21 protein-coding genes are annotated in these 24355 nt (G+C 71.2%); 6 read left to right on the forward strand and 15 right to left on the reverse strand.

Going from position 1 to position 24355, the window contains the following annotated elements; all coding sequences use genetic code 11:
- Positions 1-5 precede the first annotated feature (5 nt).
- Positions 6-1175 (reverse strand): cytochrome ubiquinol oxidase subunit I, encoded by a 1170-nt coding sequence (locus ABZ911_RS11750; protein ID WP_358054479.1) that lies wholly within the window; start codon positions 1173-1175, stop codon positions 6-8.
- Between the two features lie 69 nt (positions 1176-1244).
- Here ABZ911_RS11750 and ABZ911_RS11755 point away from each other — a divergent pair, with 69 nt between their 5' ends.
- Entirely contained in the window at positions 1245-1595 is a 351-nt protein-coding gene (locus ABZ911_RS11755) for a helix-turn-helix transcriptional regulator (protein WP_358054507.1), read from the forward strand.
- Here ABZ911_RS11755 and ABZ911_RS11760 read toward each other — a convergent pair.
- Together ABZ911_RS11760 and ABZ911_RS11765 are read right to left on the reverse strand one after the other, a co-directional pair.
- The gene (locus tag ABZ911_RS11760; RefSeq protein ID WP_358054480.1) at positions 1537-2223 is read right to left on the reverse strand and encodes a permease prefix domain 1-containing protein; all 687 of its coding nucleotides are present in this window, start codon (positions 2221-2223) and stop codon (positions 1537-1539) included. The genes ABZ911_RS11755 and ABZ911_RS11760 overlap by 59 nt on opposite strands.
- A 67-nt stretch (positions 2224-2290) precedes the next feature.
- Positions 2291-3685, reverse strand: coding sequence for a pentapeptide repeat-containing protein (locus ABZ911_RS11765; protein ID WP_358054481.1), 1395 nt, complete (start codon positions 3683-3685; stop codon positions 2291-2293).
- 128 nt (positions 3686-3813) lie between these two features.
- Here ABZ911_RS11765 and ABZ911_RS11770 point away from each other — a divergent pair, with 128 nt between their 5' ends.
- From ABZ911_RS11770 to ABZ911_RS11785, 4 genes are all read left to right on the forward strand, one after another.
- Positions 3814-6150 carry an ExeM/NucH family extracellular endonuclease gene (locus ABZ911_RS11770; RefSeq protein ID WP_358054482.1) on the forward strand — a complete coding sequence of 779 codons (2337 nt, stop codon included), beginning with the start codon at positions 3814-3816 and terminating at the stop codon, positions 6148-6150.
- 59 nt (positions 6151-6209) lie between these two features.
- Positions 6210-6992: a nucleotidyltransferase domain-containing protein gene (locus ABZ911_RS11775; RefSeq protein ID WP_358054483.1), complete on the forward strand. Its 783-nt coding sequence runs from the start codon at positions 6210-6212 to the stop codon at positions 6990-6992.
- Between the two features lie 53 nt (positions 6993-7045).
- A complete protein-coding gene (locus tag ABZ911_RS11780; RefSeq protein WP_358054484.1) occupies positions 7046-7420 on the forward strand; it encodes a thioredoxin domain-containing protein in 375 nt (124 codons plus the stop codon).
- 130 nt (positions 7421-7550) lie between these two features.
- The gene (locus ABZ911_RS11785; protein ID WP_358054485.1) at positions 7551-8567 is read left to right on the forward strand and encodes a hypothetical protein; all 1017 of its coding nucleotides are present in this window, start codon (positions 7551-7553) and stop codon (positions 8565-8567) included.
- Here the strand turns inward: ABZ911_RS11785 and ABZ911_RS11790 are convergent, their stop codons facing one another.
- The 4 genes from ABZ911_RS11790 to ABZ911_RS11805 form a co-directional block, all read right to left on the reverse strand.
- Positions 8568-9344, reverse strand: a complete 777-nt coding sequence (locus tag ABZ911_RS11790) for an SAM-dependent methyltransferase (RefSeq protein WP_358054486.1) — start codon at positions 9342-9344, stop codon at positions 8568-8570.
- Positions 9345-9463: 119 nt separating this feature from the next.
- Positions 9464-10801: a class II 3-deoxy-7-phosphoheptulonate synthase gene (locus ABZ911_RS11795; protein WP_358054487.1), complete on the reverse strand. Its 1338-nt coding sequence runs from the start codon at positions 10799-10801 to the stop codon at positions 9464-9466.
- Between the two features lie 65 nt (positions 10802-10866).
- A complete protein-coding gene (locus ABZ911_RS11800) occupies positions 10867-12066 on the reverse strand; it encodes an FAD-dependent oxidoreductase (protein WP_358054488.1) in 1200 nt (399 codons plus the stop codon).
- 137 nt (positions 12067-12203) lie between these two features.
- Positions 12204-13145 carry a LysR family transcriptional regulator gene (locus tag ABZ911_RS11805; RefSeq protein WP_358054489.1) on the reverse strand — a complete coding sequence of 314 codons (942 nt, stop codon included), beginning with the start codon at positions 13143-13145 and terminating at the stop codon, positions 12204-12206.
- Between the two features lie 106 nt (positions 13146-13251).
- Between ABZ911_RS11805 and ABZ911_RS11810 the strand changes: the two genes are divergently transcribed.
- Positions 13252-15555, forward strand: a complete 2304-nt coding sequence (locus tag ABZ911_RS11810) for a M64 family metallopeptidase (protein WP_358054490.1) — start codon at positions 13252-13254, stop codon at positions 15553-15555.
- An 8-nt stretch (positions 15556-15563) separates the two neighbouring features.
- Here the strand turns inward: ABZ911_RS11810 and ABZ911_RS11815 are convergent, their stop codons facing one another.
- From ABZ911_RS11815 to cobF, 8 genes are all read right to left on the reverse strand, one after another.
- Positions 15564-16538, reverse strand: a complete 975-nt coding sequence (locus ABZ911_RS11815) for a phosphotransferase (protein WP_358054491.1) — start codon at positions 16536-16538, stop codon at positions 15564-15566.
- 14 nt (positions 16539-16552) lie between these two features.
- Positions 16553-17431, reverse strand: a complete 879-nt coding sequence (locus tag ABZ911_RS11820) for an aldose 1-epimerase family protein (RefSeq protein WP_358054492.1) — start codon at positions 17429-17431, stop codon at positions 16553-16555.
- A gap of 47 nt (positions 17432-17478) precedes the next feature.
- On the reverse strand, positions 17479-18486 hold the full coding sequence (locus ABZ911_RS11825) for a LacI family DNA-binding transcriptional regulator (RefSeq protein ID WP_358054493.1): 1008 nt from the start codon (positions 18484-18486) through the stop codon (positions 17479-17481).
- A gap of 24 nt (positions 18487-18510) precedes the next feature.
- Positions 18511-19908: a GH1 family beta-glucosidase gene (locus ABZ911_RS11830; RefSeq protein ID WP_358054508.1), complete on the reverse strand. Its 1398-nt coding sequence runs from the start codon at positions 19906-19908 to the stop codon at positions 18511-18513.
- Positions 19909-19910: 2 nt separating this feature from the next.
- Positions 19911-20765, reverse strand: coding sequence for a carbohydrate ABC transporter permease (locus ABZ911_RS11835; RefSeq protein ID WP_358054494.1), 855 nt, complete (start codon positions 20763-20765; stop codon positions 19911-19913).
- Positions 20762-21709, reverse strand: coding sequence for a sugar ABC transporter permease (locus ABZ911_RS11840; RefSeq protein WP_358054495.1), 948 nt, complete (start codon positions 21707-21709; stop codon positions 20762-20764). Before ABZ911_RS11840 ends, ABZ911_RS11835 begins: the two co-directional genes overlap by 4 nt.
- 61 nt (positions 21710-21770) lie before the next feature.
- Entirely contained in the window at positions 21771-23096 is a 1326-nt protein-coding gene (locus ABZ911_RS11845; protein WP_358054496.1) for an ABC transporter substrate-binding protein, read from the reverse strand.
- Positions 23097-23345: 249 nt separating this feature from the next.
- The gene (gene cobF, locus ABZ911_RS11850; protein ID WP_358054497.1) at positions 23346-24104 is read right to left on the reverse strand and encodes a precorrin-6A synthase (deacetylating); all 759 of its coding nucleotides are present in this window, start codon (positions 24102-24104) and stop codon (positions 23346-23348) included.
- Positions 24105-24355 lie beyond the last annotated feature (251 nt).

Raw genomic sequence — 24355 nt, forward strand, 5'->3', positions numbered from 1 at the left:
TCCTCCTAGTAGGTGAGCGCGTGGGCGCGCGTGTCGGCGTCGGGGTGGGCGCCGAGGGCGGGCGCGGCGGGGCCGCGGCGTACCGCGCGGGCGATGAGGAGGTAGTCGACGACCGCCAGCAGGCCGAGCACGGCGGTGAAGCCGATCAGCGACATCGTGATCATGCCGGGGGTCAGGCCCGGCGACATGGCGTCGGCCACGCTCAGCCGCTCCCAGATCATCCACGGCTGCCGCCCGATCTCTCTGGCCATCCAGCCGAGCACGGCGGCGAGGAACGGCAGCGGCGTCATCATCAGGAGCAGCGGGTGCGTCCATCGCCAGCGCGGCAGCCAGTAGATCACCGGCAGCATGAGGAACAGCACCACGAGCATGAGCAGGTCACCGATCAGGATCATGAAGCCGAGCCCGAGGGCCGCCCCCGTGTCGCCCTCGAACTTGCCCGGCTGCACCACCGCGAACTGCGCGTAGCCGAACCCGACGGTGACCAGCAGCCCGAGCACGGCCACGACCACGCCGGTCCGCAGCGAGGAGGTGAAGAACTCCTGCTCCGCCGTACGGCGAAGCAACTGGTAGGCGCTGGCGCCGATCATCACGAACGCCCCGGTGAACAGCCCGGCCCCGATCACGTGCGGAAAGGCGAACAGCAGCGCCTTGTTGGTGAGCAGCGCCCCGAAGTCGGTCAGCTCCAGGTGGTCCCCCCGGACGACCGAGCCGACCGGGTTCTGCAGGAAGGAGTTGGCCACCATGATGAAGAACGCGCTGGCGTAGGCGGTCAGCGTGACCACCCAGATGCAGGCCAGGTGCGCCCACTTCGGCAGCCGGTGCCAGCCGAAGATCCACAGACCGAGGAAGGTCGACTCCAGGAAGAAGGCGACCAGTGTCTCCATCGCGAGCGGCGCGCCGAACACGTCGCCCGCGTAGTGCGACAGCCCGCTCCAGCTCAGCCCGAACTGGAACTCCATCACCAGCCCGGTGACGATGCCGAGCGCGTAGTTGGTGACGTAGATCTGGCCCCAGAAGCGGGTCATGCGCTCGTGCTGCGGCCGGCCCGAGATCACCCATCGGGTGTGCATGATCGCGACCAGCGGGGCCAGGCCGAGGGTCAGCACGACGAACAGGAAGTGCAGGCTTCCCGTCAGGCCGAACTGCAACCGGGCCAGGTCCAGGACATCCATGGCGTCAACTCCATCATTGAGGCTGCCTACATATAGAGAGCCTACATGTAGACTGCCTACATGAGTAACATGGGCGGAGTGAATCCCGACGCGCTCCGCGGCCACATGGACGGCCTGCTCCTGTCCGTGCTCGAACACGAGCCGCTGCACGGTTACGCGATCATCGAGGCGCTGCAGGAGCGCAGCGGGGGAGCGCTCAGCGTGCCCACGGGCACCGTCTATCCGGCGCTGCGCAGGCTGGAGCGGGTCGGCTACCTGGCCAGCGAATGGGTCACGGTCGGCGGGCGCAAGCGGCGCACCTACCGGCTCACCGGCACCGGTCGCAAGCAGCTCGAAGGCGAGCGCTCGACCTGGCGCGCGTTCACGAACGTGATAGGGAGCGTGCTGGAGCCGCGACGGACCGAGGGCCACTCACCCTGATGCACCGCGTCGCGCAGTAGAGCTGCAGCAGCCAGACCACCAGGCTGGCCACCGACAGCAGCACGCCCGGCGGGTAGCCGTCGAACCCGGCCGGGCCGCGCGAGCCGAACTGCAGCGCCAGGCACAGTCCCAGGCCCAGCGGCAGCGACGCCCAGACCAGCACGCCGAGCGAGCGCGTCACCAGCCTCGGCCCGCGCACCCGGCGACGCAGCAGCAGCAGCCCCACCGCCCCGAACACGCCGGTGGCGAACTGCAGGATGTCGAGCGCGCGGGCGGCGGGGACGAACCAGTCCGGCTTGTGCGCCCAGTCGTTCACATCGACCGGGAAGACCTGCCAGATGAGGCTCCACAGCAGCGCGGTCGTCGGCACGCTGATGAACAGCAGGATGCCCAGGCGGCGACCGGCGACAGCGGCCAGCTCCTCCTGGTAGGCGGGGGCGATCTCGGCGACGGAACCGAACTCCAGCACCGCCAGCCGCTCGGCCTCGGCCCGGTCCAGGCCCTCGGCCTCGAAGCTCTCGGCCGCGTCGACGAGACTGTCGCGGGCCTCGACGACCAGGTCGTGCTTGGGCCCGCGCGGCCCCCTGAGACTGTCGCCCAGGTCGGCCACGTAGTCGTCGATGAGCATGCGCCCCAGTCTAAGGACCGGGAGCGACGCGCTCATCGGGGATCTCCCCGAATTTCCACTGATGTGCTCAGCGGTGGACGACCGGGGACGGGGTCGCTGGGCGAGGATGGGAGACCCGCCTGGAGGCGTGCGAGGTCGAGTTCCAGAGCAGCGCTCCCGAGGTCACGGCGGCGAGCAGGACGACCCAGGCGGCGGTGCGGCCCATGCGCAGGCCGTAGCCCGAGACCAGCCAGTACAGCGAGAGCCACCAGCGGCGGGAGGCGTGGCGGCGCATCTCCATGGCGCCGAAGGCGAAGTCGGCGGCCGTGCCGTCGTCGTCGGGGGCACCGCTCAGCTCGGCGTACAGCGAGGCGAGGCCGTCGGGGGTGGCCAGTGTGTCGGGGGTGGTGAGGGGTGGGGTCCAGCCGCGCCAGCCGTGCTCGTCGGCCAGGATCCGGCGCCGGGAGAACCAGCGCAGCAGCGGCCAGCGCAGGCTCAGCCGTACCCCGCGTGGGGTGAGGGCGAAGGTGCAGTCGGTCAGGCGCAGGCCCTCGGGGTGGGTGAGGCCGGCGAAGCGGCAGGTGGACAGGTCGAGACCGTACAGCGAGAGTTGCGGCGCGTCGGCGCCGCGCAGGGAGGTGAGCGCGGCGAACCCGCGCCCGGTCACCGTCGCGGGGCCGCGTAACACCGCCGACCCCAGGTCGGCCTGCGAGCCGACCAGTTTGACCATCGTCGTCCCGGCCACCTCGATCCTGGTCAGGTCGACGGCGCAGTTCTCCGCCACCACGTCCAGCGCGCCGTCGGCGCGGGCGCCGCTCGCGGCGAGCCTGCCGGTGCCCGACAGGTAGGCGGTCGCGGCGAAGTGCGCCGCCTCGAACCCCGCCCGGCCGCCGACCTTGCGGAACGACAGCGTGCGGCCGAAGCGGGTGCCGCGGAAGGAGGCGCCGCCGTCGATCCGCGCGCCGTCGAAGGTGGCGAAGCCGTCGAACCTGGCCCGCTCGCACGACAGGCCGTGCCCGAAGGTGGCCTGGCTGAACAGCGCGTCGCTGCCGACCACCGCCCGGTCGAAGGAGGCGTGCCCGGCGACCGCGGCCCCGTGGAAGGAGAGCTGCCGGGAGAAGCGCGCGTCCCTGAAGGAGACGTTGCCCGCGAACCGCGCGCCGAAGAACGAGGCGAGCCGGTCGAACCTGGCGCCGTCCAGTGAGACGTCGCCGTCGAAGCGCACCTCGCCGAACCTGGCCTCGCCGGTGAACCGCGTCAGATCGAGGCGCGCCCTGCCGAACCGCCCGCCCGCGGCGCTCAGCACGCGGGCCAGCAGCTCGCCGTCGAAGGTGGTGCCGCGCAGGTCGATCAGCCGTCCGGGCGCCAGCTCGCCGAGCGCTCCGGAGAGTTGCTCGGGGGACAGGTGGGACAGGCAGATACCGTACGGCTGGCGTGCGACTCCTGTGCAGCCGGGGGTATGCCGGCAGGTGACCCAGTCCATGCCATATCCATACCCGCTAGGTCAGGAGACGACAGCCGCAACCGCCCAGGATGTCAAGGTTCGATGATTTATCGGGCTATCCGCTGAGGGGGATTCACCTCGCATAACAAACCTCTACAGTGCCGGTCATGTACGCCTTATCTCGGGCAATCGCCACATTCACCGCCTTCGTCGTCGGGGCCGCCGGACTGGCGGCGCTGACCACCTCCCCGGCCTCCGCCGAGCCGGGCACGGTCGTCATCAGTCAGGTCTACGGAGGCGGCGGAAACAGCGGCGCACCGCTCAGCAACGACTTCGTCGAGCTGTTCAACCGCGGCGCCACGCCGGTCGCCGTGGACGGCTGGTCCGTGCAGTACACCAGCGCGGGCGGCGCGGGCCACTTCGCCGCCAACGTCGTCCCCCTGACGGGCACCCTGGAGCCGGGGCAGTACTACCTCGTGCAGCTCGCCGCGGGCGGCACCCCCAGCGGCCCGCTGCCCGCCCCCGACGCCACCGGCACCGTCGCCGTGAGCGGCACCGCGGGCAAGGTCGCCCTCGTCCGCTCCGCCACCGGCCTGGCCTGCAACGGCTCGCCCACCGCCTGCACCCCCGAGCAGAGCGCGCAGATCGCCGACCTCGTCGGGTTCGGCAACGCCACCTTCTTCGAGGGCGCCGCGGCGGCCCCCGGGCTGTCCAACACCACGGCCGCGCTGCGCAAGGACCACGGCTGCGCGGACACCGACGACAACGGCGCCGACCTGGAGACGGGCCCGCCCGCGCCGCGCAACACCGCGAGCGCCAAGGCCCCCTGCGACGGCGACACCGAGCCCACGCCCTCGCCGACCCCGACGGGCGACCCGTGCGAGACCGCGGCCACCCACCAGATCGCCCAGGTGCAGGGCGCGGGCGAGACCAGCCCGCTGGCCGGGCAGAACGTCCGCGTCGAGGGCGTTGTCACCGGCGACTTCCAGAAGAGCGACCAGCTCAGCGGCTTCTTCCTGCAGGACCCGACGCCCGACGCCGACCCGGCCACCTCCGAGGGCCTGTTCGCCTTCGCCCGCGACACCTTCAAGGACGTCAACGTCGGCGACCGGGTGCTGGTCACCGGGCGTGCGACCGAGTTCAACGGCTGGACCGAGTTGTCCCCGGTCACCGCGGTCGATGTCTGCGGCACCGGCGGGGTGGCGGCGCGGCCGTACAGCCTGCCCAGGCCCGAGGGTGTGACCTTCGAGCCGGTGGAGAACATGCTGCTCACCTTCCAGGAGCCGCTGACCGTCAGCGAGAACTACAACCTCGGCCGGTTCGGCGAGGTGACCCTCTCCTCCGAGGGCCGGCTGTTCCAGCCGACCGACCGGCCCGGCGTCGACGCGGCCCGCCTGGAGCGCCGCTCGCTGCTCCTCGACGACGGCTCGGGCCGGGAGAACCCGGCCACGATCCCGCACACCGTCCCGCGCGTGGTGCGCGGCGGCGACATCACCCTCGGCCTCACCGGCGTGCTCGGGTACGGCTTCGGCAAGTACCGCCTGCAGCCGACCAAGCCGGTCGCCTTCCTGCCCGCCAACCCGCGCCTGCCCAAGCCGTTCCCGGTGATCGGCAACGTCAAGGTGGCCAGCCTCAACACCCTCAACTGGTTCACCACCCTCGACTCGCGCGGCGCCGACACCGTCGACGAGCAGCAGCGCCAGCTCGCCAAGCTGGTGTCCACGCTGAAGGGCCTCGACGCCGACGTGGTCGGGCTCATGGAGGTGGAGAACAACGGGCAGACCGCGCTGGACGCCCTGGTGGACGCGCTCAACGCGCAGGTCGGCGCGGGCACCTACGCCGCGCTGACCCACCCGTACCCGGGCACCGACCTCATCCAGGTCGCCATGATCTACAAGCCGGCCCGGGTGACGCCCGTCGGCGAGGTGCGGTCGTCGGACGACCCGGTGTTCAGCCGGCCGCCGCTCATCCAATCCTTCCGCAGGAAGGCCGGCGGGCAGCCGTTCACCATGATCGTCAACCACTTCAAGTCCAAGGGCACCTGCCCGGCCGGCGGGCCCGACGCCGACCAGGGCGACGGCCAGGCCTGCTGGAACGCCACCCGCGTGCTGCAGGCCAAGGCCGTGCTGGGGCTGATCGCCTCGCTGGACCTGCCCAACCCGCTGGTGCTCGGCGACCTCAACGCCTACGGCGAGGAGGACCCGCTCGACGCGCTGGAGGCGGGCGGGCTGACCAGCCTGACCAAGAAGTTCGTGCCCGCGCCGTTCCGCTACAGCTACCTGTTCGAGGGGCTCGCCGGTGAACTCGACCACGCCTTCGTCGGCAAGCAGTTGCTCAAGCGGGTGACGAGCACGACGATCTGGCACGTCAACGCCGACGAGTCGCGGATCCTGGACTACAACATGGAGTTCAACCCGCCCGGCCTGTACAAGCCGGACGCGTTCCGCTCCTCCGACCACGACCCGGTCGTCATCGGCCTGACCCTGCCCGGAGGCCACGACTGATCACGCCGACGGCGCGGCCCCCTTTCCCGGGGGGCCGCGCCTGTGCGATCGTCGATCACATGCGCGATCCCGCCACAGAACGGCTGTTGTCCGTCTTCATCCAGGACATCGAGCCGGTCGTCCCTCTGATGGCCGTCTGGGCGCACGGCTCGCTGGCCGCGGGCGACTACCAGCCGGGCCGCAGCGACCTCGACCTGATCGCCGTGGTGGAGCGCGAGGTGCTTCCCGAGCAGGAGGAACTCCTCGGCCGGATCCACCACGACCTGATGCGCGACGACCCGCTGGCCGCCCGGCTGCACTGCAGCTACCTCACCCCGGCGGCGATGCCCGACCAGGCCCGCGACCACCTCACCTGGGCCCATCAGAGCATCCTGCGCCGCCCGGTCACGGCGGTGACCCGCCGCGAACTCCTCGCCTGCGGCCGGGTCCTGTACGGCACGCCGCCCGAGGGCACGCTGCCCCCGGTCTCCGACGCCGAGCTCACCGCCTTCATCAGGACCGACCTCGCCGAGTTCTGGCGCCCCGCCGTCGAGCGGCGATCCCTCTGGATGCGCGACATCTGGGTGGACGCGGGCCTGCTCACCTTCGCCCGCGCCGCCACCACCCTGCGCACCGGGCGGCTCATCACCAAACGCGAGGCCCTCGACGCGCTGCCCGGCCTCGGCGCGCCGGTGAGCGTCGTCGACGACATCACCAGGGGCCGCTACGGCGTCCGGAGCACCCGTGACCCGCTGTGGCGGACGCGCCGGGCGCACCTGACTCGCACTTATCTGCGGGCGGCCATCGACGGCACGCTGAGCGGCTCCCGGGGATCGGTGTCGTGGAATGCTGGACGTGGGTAGATGGTTGAAATATCGGCTGGAACGACGACACGACGACGAACGAGGAGCCACTTGTGGCGACTATCGAGGTAACTGAGAAGAACTTCAACGACATCGCCGACAAGGGGATCGTCCTGCTCGACTTCTGGGCGGCCTGGTGCGGCCCGTGCCGTACGTTCGGTCCGATCTTCGAGAAGGCGTCGGCCAAGCACGGCGACATCACCTTCGGGAAGATCGACACCGAGGCGCAGCCGGGGCTGTCGGAAGGGTTCGAGATCACCTCGATCCCGACCATCATGGCGATCCGCGACGGCATCGTGGTGTACGCCCAGCCGGGCGCGCTGCCGGACGCCGCGCTGGAGGACCTGATCGGCCAGGTCCGCGCGCTCGACATGGACGCGATCCGCGCCGAGCTCGCCGCCGAGATGGGCGTCACCGACCAGAAGTGACGCCTGGGCCGCGCGCCCCGACGCTCACGAGCCCCACGGCCCCGGCCGGCGGGGCTCGTCGCGTGTGAGGCTCGACACCGCGTTCCTCCCTCTGCTATATAGAGAATAAGCTATATAGAGAAGAGGCGATATGGAGCTGCTGGACGAAGCGCTGCTGCGGATGGAGCCCATGGGGCCGGAGTTCCGGGGCGGGCTGTCCAACCACGGGCCCATGGTGGCCGAGGCTCTCGTCCGGCTCGGCGCCGAGGACGCCGTGCCCGGCTGGGTCACCGGCTACCTGCCCAAACTCGAAGCCGCCCCCGGCGGCCGGGGACGCGTCTCCGACTGGCGGGCCGCGCTCGGCGACATGCGCAGGCTGGGCGACTGGACCCGGCTGTTCGAGGAGCGGCTGGCCGAGGAGCCGTGGCGGCGGGTGCTGGCCGAGTGGTGGCCGAGGCTGACGCCGGGCCTGGCCGCGGGCGCCACGCACGGCGTGATCAGGACGGCGCAGGCCGTACGGAGCCTCGCCGACCGGCACAGCGCCACCCGGCTGACCGAGTTGGCGCACGCCCTGGGCTACTGGGCGGCCGGCTACGCCGAGCTGCCCGGCCGGCCGGTGACGGAGGGCGTGCGGACCCTGGAGCAGGCCGTCGCCGTCCTGCCCGTTCTGCGGCTCGCGCCCACCCAGCTCATCGTCAGGCACCTCGGCCACCTGCGGGACCTGCCCGAGTTCGCCCCCGCGGTGTCCGCGCTGCGACCGCCCACCGACGTCCCCGCCGACCTGGTGGAGCTGTCACAGGTGTTCGCGCGGGTCTTCCTGACGCACGGCAGGCACCAGCCGATCGACTTCGTGCACGCCGTCACCGCGCCCATCGCGGTCTCTTCCGTCCTCGGCGAGCTGCCGAAGGAGCTGTGGCGGCCGACCTACGACGCGCTGTGGCAGGTGGCCGCCGCGCTGTATTCCGGCTTCGCCTACAACGGCACGGTCGAGCGGGTGCCCGAAGGCGAGCCGTGGACCCGCGCCGAGCTGACCGGCCAGGCCGTCGAGACGGGTGACGACCACGCCATCAAGATGACCGAGGCCGGGCTGCGCCAGCACGACCTCACAGGCGACCCGATCTTCCTGCACGCCGCCGCCCGGGCGATCGAGGTGATCGGCCGCGCCTGATCAGGCCTTGCGGCCGACCCCCGCCAGGCCGACGGACGTCGAACGCTCGCCGAACAGCGGCTGCTCCTGCGGGCGCCAGTCCTTGGGGTAGACCAGGCCGGGCTCGACCATCTCGTACCCGTCGAAGAAGTGGGCGATCTGCTCCTCGGTGCGCAGGTTCAGCGCCGCGGTGGCCTGCTTGTACACGGCCAGGGCCTCGGGGGTCGTGTCCGGGGTGGTGTCGATGGCGTGGCTGATCACCAGGTGGCTGCCCGGCGCGCTCGCCTCGCCCAGCCCGGCCACGACCGGGTAGGCCTGGTCGTCCGGCAGGAAGTGCAGCAGGCAGAGCATGAGGAAGGCGACCGGGCGCTTGAAGTCGACGTGCTCGGCGAGCGCGTCCAGCAGGTCGCCGGTCTGGCGCACGTCGGCCTGCAGGATGGTGACCTGCGGGCCGTCGGCCAGCAGAGCCCGGCCGTGCGCGCACACCACGGGGTCGTAGTCGACGTAGACGACCTTGGCCTCGGGCGCGATCTCGTGGGTGTTGCCCTGGGTGGGCAGGCCGGAGCCGAGGTCGACGATCTGGTCCACGCCCGCCTCGACCAGGTGGCGCACGGCCCTGGCCAGGAACGCGCGGTTCTCCCTGGCGGAGTCGCGGGTGTCGGGGAAGAGCCGCAGGATCCGCTCGGCGGACTCCCGGTCGGCGGCGAAGTTGTCCTTGCCGCCCAGGTAGTAGTCGTACATGCGGGCGACGTTCGGAATGTTCGGGTCGACCCCGTCCGGTGCCGGCTGATTGTCCACGGTTATCTCCCGATATTTCACGATGTGGCCGCTGGCATGATCATATGGGAGAGGTGTGACGGGCCCGTACTGGAACATGAAGAAAGGCCGCGCCCGGGGGACGCGGCCTTCCTGCAGAGCTAGCTGGGGCGGTACATCTCCGCGACGCGGAAGGCCAGGTCGAGGGACTGGCTGCGGTTCAGGCGCGGGTCGCAGGCCGTCTCGTAGCGCAGCGACAGGTCGTCCTCGAGGATCTCCTGGCCGCCGCCGACGCACTCGGTGACGTCGTCGCCGGTGAACTCGATGTGGATGCCGCCCGGGTGCGTGCCCAGCGCCCGGTGCACCTCGAAGAAGCCCGACACCTCGTCCAGCACGGCGTCCAGCCGCCGCGTCTTGTGACCGCTGGGCGCCTCGAAGGTGTTGCCGTGCATCGGGTCGCAGATCCAGGCCACCTGCGCCCCGGAGGCGGTGACCTTCTCCACCAGCGTCGGCAGGTGCTCGCGGATCTTGGCGGCGCCCATCCGGGTGATGAACGTCAGACGGCCCGGCTCGTTGTCCGGGTTGAGCTTCTCGACCAGCGCCAGCGCCTCCTCGGGCGTCGTCGTCGGGCCGAGCTTCACGCCCACCGGGTTGCGGATGCGCGAGAAGAACTCCACGTGCGCGCCGTCGAGCTGACGCGTCCGCTCGCCGATCCAGACCATGTGCGCGGACACGTCGTACGGCAGGCCGGTACGCGAGTCGACGCGGGTCAGCGCCCGGTCGTAGTCGAGGATGAGCGCCTCGTGCGAGGAGTAGAACTCCACCGTGTGGAACTCCTCGGGGTCGGCCCCGCAGGCGCGCATGAACGCGAGCGCCTGGTCGATCTCCCTGGCCAGCTGCTCGTAGCGGCGGCCCGCGGGCGACTCGAGGACGAAGTCCTGGTTCCAGGCGTGAACCTGGCGCAGGTCGGCGTAGCCGCCCTTGGTGAACGCGCGGGCCAGGTTCAGCGTGACGGCCGAGGAGTGGTAGGCGCGCAGCAGGCGCCACGGGTCGGGGTTGCGGGACTCGGCGGTGAAGTCGAGGCCGTTGACCATGTCGCCGCGGTAGGCGGGCAGCTCCACGCCGCCGCGCACCTCGACGCCGCTGGACCGCGGCTTGGCGAACTGCCCGGCCACCCTGCCGATCTTGACCACCGGCACCTTGGCGGCGTAGGTGAGCACGATCGCCATCTGCAGCAGGGTCTTGAGCTTGTTGCGGACGTTGTCGGCGGTCGCCCCGGCGAAGGTCTCCGCGCAATCACCGCCCTGCAACACGAAGGCCTCGCCCCGGGCGACGGCCCCGAGCTGACTCTTGAGCTGGTCGCACTCGCCGGCGAAGACCAGCGGGGGCAGGCCGCCGAGCTCGGCGACGACCTTCTCGAGCTCGCTGCGGTCGGGCCAGTCGGGTTGCTGGGCCGCGGGCAGCTCTCGCCAGGAATCCAGGTTGCTAATTGCGCTCACGACATACGAGGGTATTCCACTCGGCCAAAAGGGCAGACCTCATTGTCCACGTATTGAGAAGGTAATTATCCCCGGTTTTCGCCCACTTGGACGTGCTCGGGTCGGATGCCCAGGCCGATGAAGCGGCGGATCAGCCGGTTCAGCACCGGGATCCGGCTCAGGTCGGGCACCTGGGTCACCTTCGGCGAACCGGCCAGCGCCGGGCGGATGAGCTGGTTCTGCGCCACCCGCTGGGCGAACTGCGTGGCCCTGGTCGGCCACATCCTGCGCCGCTGGACCAGGCGCAGCGCCGAGTCGGGGATCGGCGCGCCGGAGCGCAGCGATCCGGCCAGGATGTTGCCGGCCGCCACCGCGTCCTGCACGGCCAGGTTGATGCCGACGCCGAACACCGGCGACATGGCGTGCGCGGCGTCGCCGATGCACAGCAGGCCGGGCCGGTGCCACCGGCGCAGCCGGTTCAGCACCACGGTCAGCACGCTGACGTCGTCGAAGCCGCGCAACAGGCCGGTACGGCCCGCCAGGTACGGCAGCAGCTCGCCGATCCGCTCGCGCAGCTCCCCGATCCCCCGGTCGTGCAGCCGCTCGAAGCCGCCCTTGGGGATGACGTAGGCGAGCTGCCAGTAGTCGCCCCGGTTGATGGAGACCATGAGGTTGCCGGCGGCCACCCTGAGGAAGGTGTCGGCGGGATCGCCGGGCACGCGGGGCAGGCGGAACCAGACGACGTCCATCGGCGCGCCCAGCTCCTCGGGCACCAGCCCGGCCGCCCTGCGCAGGGCGGAGCCGCGCCCGTCGGCCGCCACGGTCAGGTCGGCCCTGAGCTCGTGCTCGCCGGAGGGATCCCGGTAGCGCAGGCCGCGCACCACGCCGTCCTCGACGATCAGGCCGTGGGCCTCGGCCCGCATCAGCATCCGGAAGTTCGGATAGGTGGCGGCCCGCGAGGTCACCAGGTTGAGGAAGTCCCACTGCGGAACGAACGCGATGTAGTCGTAGCGGCCGGGCAGCCCGCGCAGGTTCGCCACCCGGCCGAAGCCGCGGTCGGTGAGCACGTCGAACTGGTGGGTCTTGTGGTGGGGGAGCTTGTGGAACTCCTCTCCCAGGCCGAGCTCGTCGAGCACCTGGAGGGTGGAGGGGTGGATCGTGTCCCCCCGGAAGTCGCGCAGGAAGTCGGCGTGCTTCTCCAGCAGCGTCACCTCGACGCCGGACCTGGCCAGAATCAGCGCCAGCACCGCACCCGCGGGGCCGCCGCCCGCAATCACACATCCCATAATTCATCACCTAGTGAAATAATCGCACAGGGATGCCGGGAGGTCCAGATCAGGGGGAGATCGACTTCCGGAACGAGAGCAGGCACAGGCCCAGCGACTCGTGCCGGGAGCCCTCGCCGTCGCGGATGTACTGCCGGTCAGGTTCGGCCGCGGCGCTCGGCCCAGGCGGTGAACGGGCGGCTGCGGGCCGCCAGGGCCCGGTGCGCGGCCGCCGCCACCTCCAGCATGGCGGCCGCGTGCCGGGCCACCGGCCCGGACTTGCGCCACACCAGCACGTGCCGCATCCACACCGGATCGCCGCGCAGCGGCACCACCGCGACGTGCTCGTCCGGCTCGTACAGCGCCTGGCACGCCGAGATCGCCAGGCCCGCCCCGATCAGCTCCCGGCGCACCCCCGCCTCCACGAGCTGGTACCCGGTGCGCGGCGCGAACCCCGCCTGCCCGCACCGGTCGAGCAGATGCTCGGGCCAGCCCATCCCGTCGGAGGGCGGCAGCACCCACGCCTCGCCGGCCAGGTCGGCCAGGTCCACCTCGGGCAGAGCGGCCAGCCGGTGCGCGGCGGGCAGCGCGATGAACACCGGCTCCATCGCGACCACGCCGAACCCGAGCGAGGCGTCCACCCGCAGCTCGTGCCCCGGGTAGTCGGCCACCAGCGCCAGATCGAGCCGCCCGTTGACCACCATGTCCACCAGCACCCTGACGAAGTGCTCGGTCTGCAGGGTGACCCGCGCCTCCGGCATCACCCGCGCCAGGCTGTCGACCAAGGTCACCACGACCGGGTTCTCGAAGCTGCCGACGCCCACCACCGGCCCGGCCTCGCGGTCGGGCCGGGCGGCCAGCAGGTCGTCCACATTGGCGATGATCGCCCTGGTCCTGCTGAGGACGTACTCGCCGTACGCGGTGGGCCGCACCCCCCGATGCCCCCTGGCGAAGACCGCGCCGCCGAGCAACTGCTCGATCCGGCGAAGCTGCGCCGTCAGCGCGGGCTGCGAGACGCCCAGCGAGGCCGCGGCCCTGGTCACGCTGCCCTGGTCGGCGATGGTCCGCAGCACCCGCAGATGCCTGAGCTCGAGCTGCACGCCCGCACCATAACACCGGGGTTATTCCTATATGGGATGGGACCTGGAGGGGCCGTCACGCGGATAGTGCTGGGCACATCCCGACGAACTCTCGGAGGTTGCCTCCATGCGCAGAACCGGGCCACTGGCGGCCCTGCTCCTGGCCGCCGCACTCCTGGTACCGGCCACGCCCGCCCAGGCGGAGCCCGGCGCGGCGACGGTCGTGCCGCTCCAGGTCACCGGCGATCCGGGCAAGCGGTTCAACCTGATCGTGATGGGCGACGGCTACACCGGCGACGAGCAGCGGGCCTTCCAGGCCGACGTCGACCGGCATCTCAACGTCATGTGGTCCATCGAGCCGTTCAAGTCCTACCGCAACTACATCAACGTCTACCGGGTCGACATCGTCTCGGCCGACTCCGGCATCGACTGCGACCCCGACCTCACCTCGCCGCGCAGGGACACGCCGCTGAACATGGGCTTCTGGGGCGGCTGCAACCCCTCCAGCGTGCAGCGGCTGATCACCATGAGCAACTCGGCCGCCACCCGCTACGCCAACCTGGTCACCGGCACCTCCTCGGGCAACCGCCAGATCCTCGCGCTGGGCAACAGCACGACCTACGGCGGCGCGGGCGGCTCCTACGCCACCGCCTCCGGCAGCAACGCCATGTCCGCCCTGATCAGCCCGCACGAACTGGGCCACTCCCTGGGCGGCCTGCAGGACGAGTACGACTACTACCAGCGCGGCGTCCCCGGCGGCGGCTACACCGGGAGCGAGCCCTCCTCCGCCCACCACTCCCTGCTGACCGGGCAGCAGATGCTCGACCAGCAGAAGAAGTGGTGGCGCTGGCTGGGCGAGACCAGCGAGTCCGGCGGCCCGATCGGCCGCTACGAGGGCGGCCTGTACGCCTCCACCGGCGTGTGGCGGCCCAGCGCGCACTCGATGATGAAGACGCTCGGCTACTACTTCGACCAGGTCAGCCGCGAGGTCATGGTTAGGCGGATCACCGCGAAGACCGACGTCGTCCAGGACTCCACGCCCACCGCCGCCCCCGTCGGCGCCGACCGGGTGCTCTGGGTGGAGCCCATGCGCCCCAACGGCCACGCGCTGACCACCGTCTGGAACGTCGACGGCCAGGACGTGCCCGGCGACGCCGCGAGCCTCGACCTGCGCACGCTGAACCTGTCGCCCGGCACCCACACGGTCAAGGCGACCGTCGCCGACCCGACCGGCTTCGTCCGCGATCCCGCCGTGCGCGAGGCGCTCACCAGGACCAGGACGTGGACGGTCGACACCGCCCTGACCACCCCGCCCGACGGCGTCAGCCCCGGCATCGTCTCCTCCACCCCGACCGGCAGGCCCGCCGGCGGCGAGGAGGTCGTCTACGTCGAGACCACCCACCCGGCCGCGCAGCTCCCCGCCGTCACCTGGACCCTCGACGGCCAGCGGGTCGGCGACACCGGCGCCGACCTCGACCTGGGCGCGCTCGACCTCGCCGCGGGCACGCACACGCTGACCGCCGCCGTCGGCGCCGACACCCGTACCTGGACGGTCGACGCCACCGCCCCGAACACCGCCTACGAGCTGTCCAAGCCGCTGCTCAAGTCCGGCGACCTGCACCTCTACAACGGCCCCGTGTCCATGAAGCTGACCGGCACCGACGACAAGGACGGCTACGTCGTCTCCGAGTCCCGGGTCGACGGCGACGGCTGGTTCAACTACTTCGGCTGGCCGACCTCCTCCGAACTGCCCTGGACGTTCACCGAGACCGGCACCACCATCGACCACCTCGTGTACGGCAAGCTGCCCCGCGGCGCCCACACGATCGAGTACCGCTCGATCGACGCCGCGGGCAACTACGGCCCCGCCGGAAGCTTCCGGGTCACCACCATCGCCCCGCCGCCCACCTGCACCAGGACGGTCACCGGCACCCACCGCGGCCCGCTGACCGTCGCCGACGGCGTCACCTGCCTGACCGACGCCCAGGTCACCGGCCCCGTCACGGTCCGCCAGGGCGCCTCGCTGGTGGTCACCGGCGGCCGGATCGCCGGCGCGCTGACCGCCACCAAGGCCGCCGCCGTGCAGCTGCTCAACACCAGGATCGACGGCGCCCTCAGCGTCACCGGCAGCACCTCCACGGTGCTCGTCGGCACCGAGATCCGCGGCGCCGCCGTGCTGACCGGCAACCAGGCGCCCATCGTCGCGGGCGCCACCGTCAAGGGCGCGCTGGCCTGCAGCGGGAACAGCCCCGCGCCGGTCAACCTCGGCGCGCCCAGCCGGATCGGCGGCGCGGTCACCGCCGAGTGCGCGGCCCTGACCGAGGCCGGGCAGCCGAACGCCAGGACGGCCCGGGCCGCCGACGGCACGCCGTACGAGGCGGTGGTGAACTCAGGCGAGGCCGAGCAGGGCGACGACGGCCACCGTCACTGACCCCCCGCTCACAGCCGCTCCAGGATCTTGACCAGGCACGACCAGGTCAGGTCCCGGAGCGGCGCGTAGTCGGCCTCCGGGTACTGCCGGGGGCCGTTCTCCACCAGCATGATCAGGTAGACGTAGGCGCGGTACAGGTCGATCCTGGTCCGCGCCTCGGCCGTGAGCTCCAGCGGGCGCACCTCGCGGTAGCCGGCCAGCAGCGGATCGGACTCCTCCACCTCGCCGAACAGCGTCGGCGCCACCAGCTCGGCCAGCGGGTCGCCCCAGAACGCCCGCTCGTAGTCGATGATCGCCTGGATCCTCGGCGGCCCGCCCAGGTCGAGGAAGACGTTGCCGGTCCAGGCGTCGAAGTGCACCAGGTGTGGGACGCGCACCTCGTCCAGGACGCCGGACGCGCCCTCGAACACCGCCCTGAGCTCCGGCACGGGACGGGGCAGCGGGGTGGGGTAGCGGGCCACGTCGTCGAGGATCGCGCCCGACATGGCGAGGAACGCCTCGCGCCAGGTGGAACCGGTGATACCGGCGTGCGGGTAGCCGTACACCCGGCCGGTCACCGTGTTCAGGGTGGCCAGGTGCCGGCCCAGTTCGCGTCTGACCGAGCGCTGGGCGGCCTCGTCCAGCTCGACCTGGTTCCACGGGGTGCCGTCGAGTGCGGCCATGACGAGGTAGTCGCCGCCGAGCACCGGGTCGCCGTGGCAGGCGCGCAGCACCACCGGCACCGGCACACCCGCCCGACCGGCCAGCCGGCAGGCGTCGGCCTCGGTGCGCAGCAGCTCGCGTTCGTACCTGAGCTGCTCCAGGTCGGGCGCCGGCGACAGCTTCAGCACCACCTCGCGGCCGTCGTCGAGCCGTAGCGCCCAGACCGCGTTGGCGTAGCCGTCGGTCAGTTCCTCGGCGGAGGCGAGCCCGGCGCCGAGCGCCCGGCGCGTCAGCGCGGCCAGGTCATCGGGGGAGAGGCGGCGTTTCGTCCTGCTGTCCACGCCTGATCATGGCGTCAGAGGGCGCTGATCGTCCAGCTCGTCTCATGCTTGTCGCCCGGCCGCAGCACGACCAGGTCGGTACCCGAGTTGAAGGCGTCGGGCGGGCACGTCATCGGCTCGACGGCCAGCCCCCGGTAGCCCAGCGCGGTGCTCGTACAGACCTGCACCCACGGCATCAGCGCCGGATCCCACGACAACCGCACGCCGCCCTCGGCGCCGCGCACCTCCACCACGCCCGCCGACAGGCCGGTGAAGGCGTGGTCCAGCCCTGTGCCGCCCAGCTCACGCGGCCTCCTGAAGTCGTACGGCGTGCCGGACACATCCTCCAACGAGCGGGGCAGCAGCGTCTCGTCGGTCAGCAGCACCCGCGAGGCGGGCAGGCTCACCTCGTAGGCCGCCACCTCCTCGCCCGCCAGCAGCCACGGATGCGGACCGCAGCCGTACGGCGCCGCCTCCTCGCCGAGGTTCTCGGCGGTCAGCGTCGTGGTCAGGCCCCGGGCGTCGAGCGTGTGCAGCACCCGCAGGCGCAGCGTGAACGGGTAGCCGGGCGACGGGCTGATCGTGTGCGTGAGCCGGACGAAGCCGTGGTCGTCCTCGGCGGCCAGCCACTCCGTCACCTGCCAGTCGGCGGTGGCCACCAGCCCGTGCAGCGCGTGGCCGCGGCGCGGCTCGGTGACCGGCAGCCGGTGCGTCACCCCCTGGAAGTCGTAGGCGGCGCCGCCGACCCGGTTGGGCCACGGGGCCAGGATCGTCCCCGCGAAGAACGGGACGGGACCGCCGTCCGGCCAGCCGGTGACCAGGTCGCGGTCACCGTGCCTGAGCGCCCGGACGGCGGCACCGCGCCTGCTGAACTCGGCGCGGTAGCCGCCGCCGAGCAGGTGAAGCTGGGACACGGGGAGTCCTTTCGCCAAGATCGGGATCGGACCAGGATATCGGCCGGTCAGGCGGACTCCCTGCGCACCAGATGGGTGTCCAGGATCACCACCGGCTGTCGCGGCTGCTCACCGTTGATCCGGTCCACCAGGAGCAGCGCCATCTGCCTGCCCATGGCCTCGGTCGGCTGGTGCACCGTGGTCAGCGGCGGGTCGGTGTGCGCCGCCGCCTTGGAGTCCTCGAAGCCCACCACGGCCACGTCGCCGGGGATCGCCCGGCCGGTGGAGCGCAGCACCCGCATCGCGCCCACCGCCATCAGGTCGGAGGCGGCGAACACCGCGTCGAGGTCGGGGTGCGCCTCCAGCAGTTCGCGCATCGCCTCCGCGCCGCTGTCCTCGGAGAAGTCGCCGAACGCCACCAGCTCGCGCGCCCCCGAACCGGCCAGCACGTCGCGGTACCCGGCCAGCCGGTCGACGCCCACGCCCATGTCCTGCGGGCCCGCGATGGTGGCGATCCTGGAGCGGCCCAGGCCCAGCAGGTGCCTGACCGCCTGCCGGGCACCCGCCCGGTTGTCCACGTCGACGTAGCTGTACGGGTCGAGGCCGACCGGACGGCCGCCCAGCACGGTCGGCACGCCCATCTCCTCCAGCCTGCCGGGCAGCGGGTCGGCGCCGTGCAGCGACAGCAGCAGCACCCCGTCCACATGCTGGCCGGTCAGGTAGTGCTCCAGGCGCTGGTGCTCGGCCGGAGACTGGGCCATCGCCAGGATGAGCTGCAGCCCCGTCTCGGCCAGCGCCGAGCCGATGCCGCGGATCGTGCCGGCGAAGTACGGCTCGTCGAAGACGCGCAGCTCCGACTCCGACACCACCAGCGCGACCGTGTCGGTGCGCCTGGTCACCAGGGTGCGCGCGGCCCGGTTGGGAACGTAGCCGAGCTCGTCGATGGCCCGCTGCACCGCGTCGCGCGCCTTCGCGCTCACCTTCGGCGAGCCGTTGATGACCCTCGACACCGTGCCCCGGCCCACCCCGGCCAGGGAGGCGACCGCTTCAAGGGTCGGTCGGTGATCCCCGTTCATTCCAGCGCCTTTCGACGGATTTCCCTATTCTGCCGGACCACCTCGCCTGATGGTCTCCGCGTACCACAGGGCGCTGTCCTTGAGGATGCGGCGCTGGGTGTCGAAGTCGACGTAGACGAGGCCGAAGCGCTTGCCGTACCCCCAGGCCCATTCGAAGTTGTCCATCAGGGACCAGGCGAAGTAGCCCTCCAGCGGCACGCCCGCCTCGATCGCGGCGTGGCAGGTGCGCAGGTGGGCGGCCAGGAAGCCGATCCGGTCGGCGTCGTGCACCGAGTCACCCGCCAGCACGTCCTCGAAGGCCGCGCCGTTCTCCGAGACCACCAGCGGGATCGCCGGGTAGTCCCTGGCCACCTTGAGCAGCACCTCGGTCAGGCCGTTCTCGTCGATCTCCCAGCCCATCGCCGTCGTCGGCAGGCCCGCGCCGACGAACGAGACGTGCTCGCTGCCCACCCACGGGGAGCCGGTCTCGGTAGGCGCCGCCGCGGCGGAGGTCGCGCCGCCGGGCCTGCCGGAGACGGTGAAGCGGCTGTAGTAGTTGACCAGCAGCATGTCGATGGGCGCCGCGATGGTCGCCAGGTCGGCCTGGTCGAAGAATCCGGTGCCCACGTCGTCGAGCACGTCCTGCGGATAGCGGCCCTTCAGCAGGGCGTCCAGGAAGAACCGGTTCTGCAGTCCGTCCACCCGCCGCGCCGCGTCCAGGTCGGCCGCGTCGCCGGTCTGCGGCGAGACCGCGTACAGGTTGACGCAGCCGCCGATCCTGGTGTCGCCCCGCCCCGCCCGCATGGCCCGCACGGCCAGACCGTGCGCCAGGTTGAGGTGGTGCGCGGCCCTGAGCGCGTTCTCCGGCTCGCGCCGGCCCGGTGCGTGCTCGCCGGAGGCGTACCCGAGGAAGGCCGCGCACCAGGGCTCGTTGACCGTGCTCCAGTCGCGCACCCGGTCCCCGAGCGCGTCGTGTACGGCGGCCGCGTAGTCGGCGAACCGCAGCGCGGTGTCCCTGACCGGCCAGCCGCCCGCGTCCTCCAGCGCCTGCGGCAGATCCCAGTGGTAGAGCGTCACCCACGGGTCGACGCCGTTCTCCCGCAGTTCGTCGACGAGCCTGCGGTAGAAGTCGAGCCCCTTCTGGTTGATCGCGCCCCGGCCGTCCGGCTGGACGCGCGGCCACGAGACGGAGAAGCGGTAGGCGCTCAGCCCCAGCTCGGCCATGAGCTTCACGTCGGCCGGGTAGCGGTGGTAGTGGTCGATGGCCACGTCCGCGTCGTCCCCGCCGAGCACCCTGCCCGGCCTGCGGACGAAGCTGTCCCAGATGGACGGGCCGCGTCCGTCCACGGCCACCGCGCCCTCGATCTGGTAGGCCGAGGTGGCCGCGCCCCAGACGAAACCGGCGGGAAACCGTACCGAAGGCAGGCTCTGTGCCTCTTGCATCGTCACGCCTTGACCGCACCTTCCATGATGCCGCCGACGATCTGCCGGCCGAACGCGATGAACACGATGATGAGCGGGATGACCGACAGCGCCGTGCCGGTGAAGATCTGGACGTAGTCGGTGGAGTACTTCGCGTTGAGCGACTGGATGGCGATCTGCACCGTCGGGTTGTCCGGCGTCAGCACGATCAGCGGCCACATGAAGTCGTTCCAGAGCAGCATGAAGGTGTTGATGCCGAGCACGGCCATGCCGGGGCGCACCGCGGGCAGGATGACGTTCCACCAGATGCGCAGCGTGGACGCGCCGTCCACCCTGGCCGCCTCGACCAGCTCGTTCGGTACGGCCTGCTCGGTGTACTGGGTCATCAGGAACACCCCGAACCCGTTGAGCAGGTACGGCAGGATCACCGCCTTGAGCGTCCCGGTCCACTCCAGGCTGACCATGAGCCGGTACAGCGGCACCACGCCCATCTGCTGCAACGGCACGATCATCGTCAGCAGGATGATCACGAGCAGGACCTTGCGGCCCTTGAACGTCAGCCGGGCGAACGCGAACCCGGCCAGTGTGGAGATCAGCACCACCGACACGGTGACGGTGGTCGCCACGATGGTGGAGTTCACCAGGCCGGCCACGAAGTGCGCGTCCTCGTTGGCGAGCACCCTCCGGATGTTCGCGCCGAGGTTGCCGCCGGGGAACAGCGGCGGCGGCACCGCCACCGCGTCGTCGTTGGTCCGCGAGGCGATGACGATCATCCAGTAGATCGGGAACGCGGACACCACGATGGTCAGCGCCAGCATGACCTTGGTCAGCAGCGTGGCGTTCCACAGCCCGGGAGCGCGGGCGGGCGCGACGGTCACGTGGAACCCCCGATCCGGCGGATGAGCAGGAAGTTGACCAGCGCGCCGACCAGGATGAGCAGGAACAGCAGCCAGGCCGCCGCCGCCGCGTAGCCGTAGTCGAACTCCCTGAACCCCTGTTTGACGATGAACATGGCGACCGTCTGGAACTGCCCGGCCGAGCCGCCGTCGACGTTGCCGTTGTAGAAGGTGGTGGGCTCGGCGAACAGGGTCAGCCCGCCGATCGTGGAGTTGAGCACCACGAAGATCATGGTGGGGCGCAGCATCGGCAGGGTGATCTGCCAGAACTGCCGCCGCCGGGACGCGCCGTCGATGGCCGCGGCCTCGTACAGGTCCTTGGGGATGGTCTGCATCCCGGCCAGGAAGATGATCGCGTTGTAGCCGGTCCACCGCCAGTCGACCATGGTGGCGATCGCGATCCAGGCGGGGAGGCGCTCGGCCCGCCAGTTGATCGGCTCGACGCCGAACCAGCCGAGCGCCCAGTTGACCAGGCCCCAGTCGCGGCCGTACAGCTGGGTGAAGACCACCGCCACCGCGACCACCGAGGTGACCAGCGGCAGCAGCACGCCCATCCGGATGAACAGGCGACCCCTGATGTGCTTGTTCAGGGCGTTGGCCAGCAGCAGCGCGATGACCAGCTGGGGGATCGTGGCCAGCAGGAACATGCCGACCGTGTTGCCGACCGCGTTCCAGAAGTCCTCGTCGGTGAGCAGCGCGGCGTAGTTGCCGAGCCCCGCCCACTCCGTGGTACCGGTCAGGTCGTAGTCGTAGAGGGAGTAGTAGAGGGTGAAGCCGAGCGGGAAGAGCCCGAAGACGGCGAAGAGCAGGAAGTACGGCGAGACCAGGGCGTACGGCATGGCCCGCAGGTCCAGCCAGGACAGCGGGCTGCGACGCTCGCTCTGGGGCTCCCCTGCCCGCGTGGCGGGTTCGAGGTGGAGACTCATGGATGGCCTTTCCTGAAGCGGGCACCGGCCCGCCGGTGGCGGGCCGGTGCCGGTCGAAGGGTCAGCCCGCGGCCTTCACGGCGTCGTCGACCAGCTGCTGCCAGGCCTTGTCGTAGGCGATCGACCCGTCGTCGATCCCCTGCACCACCGACTCGACCGCGTTCTTCACCTGCGCGTGCTTCACGCCGAGGAAGACCGGCTGCAGCGCCGCCGCGGACTTGGCGAAGATCTCACCCTTCGGGGCGTCGTTGAAGAACGCGTCCTTCGCGCCGAGCACGGCCGGGTCCTGCTGGGCCTTGGTGTTGCTCGGCATGTTGCCGTCCTTCTGGAAGATGGCGGCCTCCGTCGCGGCGTTCGTCAGGTAGTCGGCCACCATCGCCGCCTCCTTCGGATGCTTGGTCTGCTTGGGTACGGCCAGCCACGAGCCGCCCCAGTTGCCGCCGCCGCCGGGCACCGCCGCGACGTCCCACTTGCCCTTGCCGCTCTCACCGGCGTTGCCGCTGACCACGCCGAGCATCCAGGAGGGGCAGCCGACCGTGGCGAACGCGCCCTTCTGGGTGCCCGTCGCCCACTCGGGGGTGAAGTTGCGCAGTTTGGCGGTGAGGCCCTGCCGGCTCAGCTTGGCGGCGAAATCGAAGGAGGTCTTCACCGCCGGGTTCTTCTCGACGATGAGGGTGTTGTCCTTGTCGAAGTAGGAGACGTTGCCGTTCTTGGCCGCCTCCTGCACCAGCACCACGTTGTACAGGGTGTTGGTGCCGTCGGTGAACTTGGTGTCCTTCACCTTGGACTGGAACTTGGCGCCCACCTCCAGGAAGTCGTCCCAGGTGGGCCAGAGGGCGCCGACCTCCTCGCGGTCGCTGGGCAGACCAGCCTTCTCGAACAGGTCCCTGCGGTAGCACAGGCTCATGCCGCCGATGTCGGTGCCGAGGCCGAACAGTTTGCCGTCGGCGGTGACGCCGTTCTCCCACTTCCACGACGGGTAGTCGCCCTGGCGGCTCTTCAGGCCCTGCTCGCCCAGGTCCGCCCACCACTCGGGGTGCGCCTTGGCCAGGCCCATGCCGCCCTCGTCGATGCCGATGACGTCACCGGCGCCGGAGCCCGCCTGCAGCCACTGGATCATCTGTGGCCAGTACTGCTGCTCGAACTGGTCGGAGAGGTGGGATTCCTTGATCTTGATGTCGGTGTGGGAGGCGTTCCACTTCTCGATCGGCTCCTTGTAGCCGAAGTTCGCGCCGCCGCCGAAGGTGTTGACCGTGATGGTCACCGGCTCGGCCGCGGCCGGGGAGGCGCCGGCCTCGGGCGCTTCGGAGCCGCTGCCGCAGGCCGCGGTGACGCCGAGCGTGGCGGCCATGACGGCGGCCGCGGCGAGGCGCTTGTGGGTCGTCATTGCGAACCCCTCTCAGGGTGGGGGAGTGGATCACGGCCGTCCCCGAGAGATGGGCCGCGATGTGGGAGCGCTCCCACGAAGGGTGTCCGAGGGGGAGGGGGAACGTCAATATCCCGAAACGCAACCGTTACCGATACGGCGTTTTGACCGCCTGAACTGGGATTTAAAAGCATAAAGTTCGTGAACAGGGCTTTGGGAGCGCTCCCACCTCACCTGAGGACGACAGCCCCGGTCAGGCGCGTGTCCGCGTCAGGAAGGCGGGACGCGCCGCAGCAGGTACGTGTCCATGATCCAGCCCTTGCGCTCGCGGGCCTCGGCGCGCAGTTCGCGGATGCGGTCGGCGACCTCCGGGACCGGCCCCGCCACCAGGATCTCGTCGGGGGTGCCCAGGTAGGCGCCCCAGAAGATGTGGAACTCAGCGCCCAGGCCGGCGAAGGCGCAGTGCGCGTCGAGCATGACGACGAGGTCGTCGGCCGCGCCCGTCCCCTCCCGCGCCAGGCGGCGGCCGGTGGTGAGGTGCACGGGCCGCGCCACCCTGGTCAGGCTGGTGCGGTGCCGGGCGGTCAGCGCGGAGACGCTGGTGATGCCCGGGATCACCTCGTACTCGAACCGGACCGTGCCCCGGCCGGCGACCTCCTCGACTCCGGCAAGCGTGCTGTCGTACAGCCCCGGATCGCCCCAGACGAGGATCGCGCCGGTCTCGTCGGCGCCGAGCTCGTCACGGACGAACGCCTCGTACAGGTCGGCCCGCCGCGACCGCCAGTCCTCGACGGCGGCGGCATAGGCGGAAGCGCTCCGATCCCGCTCCGGATCGCGCACCTCGACCAGCCGGTACGGCCCGCGCGCGTGCACGTCGATCATGTCCTGCCGGAGCCGGACCAGGTCCTGCTTGACCTCGCCCTTCTCCAGCACGAGGAAGGCGTCCGCCCGCGCGATGGCCTTGACCGCCTGCAGGGTGAGATGGTCGGGGTCGCCCGCGCCGATGCCGATGATGAGGATTCGCTTCACGCGGCAAAGTCTGCCGCCTCCGCCAACGGGACGCTCCGCCGACCTGCCGGTGAACGAGCGCCACCCGGCCGGTGAGCAGGGGATCGATCAGATCCGTGCTCGCCGACCGGGTGGTGGGCCCGCCGGGGGAATCCGGCTACCTGGCGCTGGGGGAGGGGGAGGGGGGAGGGGGAGGGGCCGGCGACGGCGGAGGGGTAGGCGTAGCCCTAATCCTACTAGCAGGTGGGAGGTGGTGGGTGTTAGGCGGGAGG

It is taken from the genome of Nonomuraea sp. NPDC046570 (genome assembly GCF_040645915.1).
GTDB lineage: Bacteria > Actinomycetota > Actinomycetes > Streptosporangiales > Streptosporangiaceae > Nonomuraea.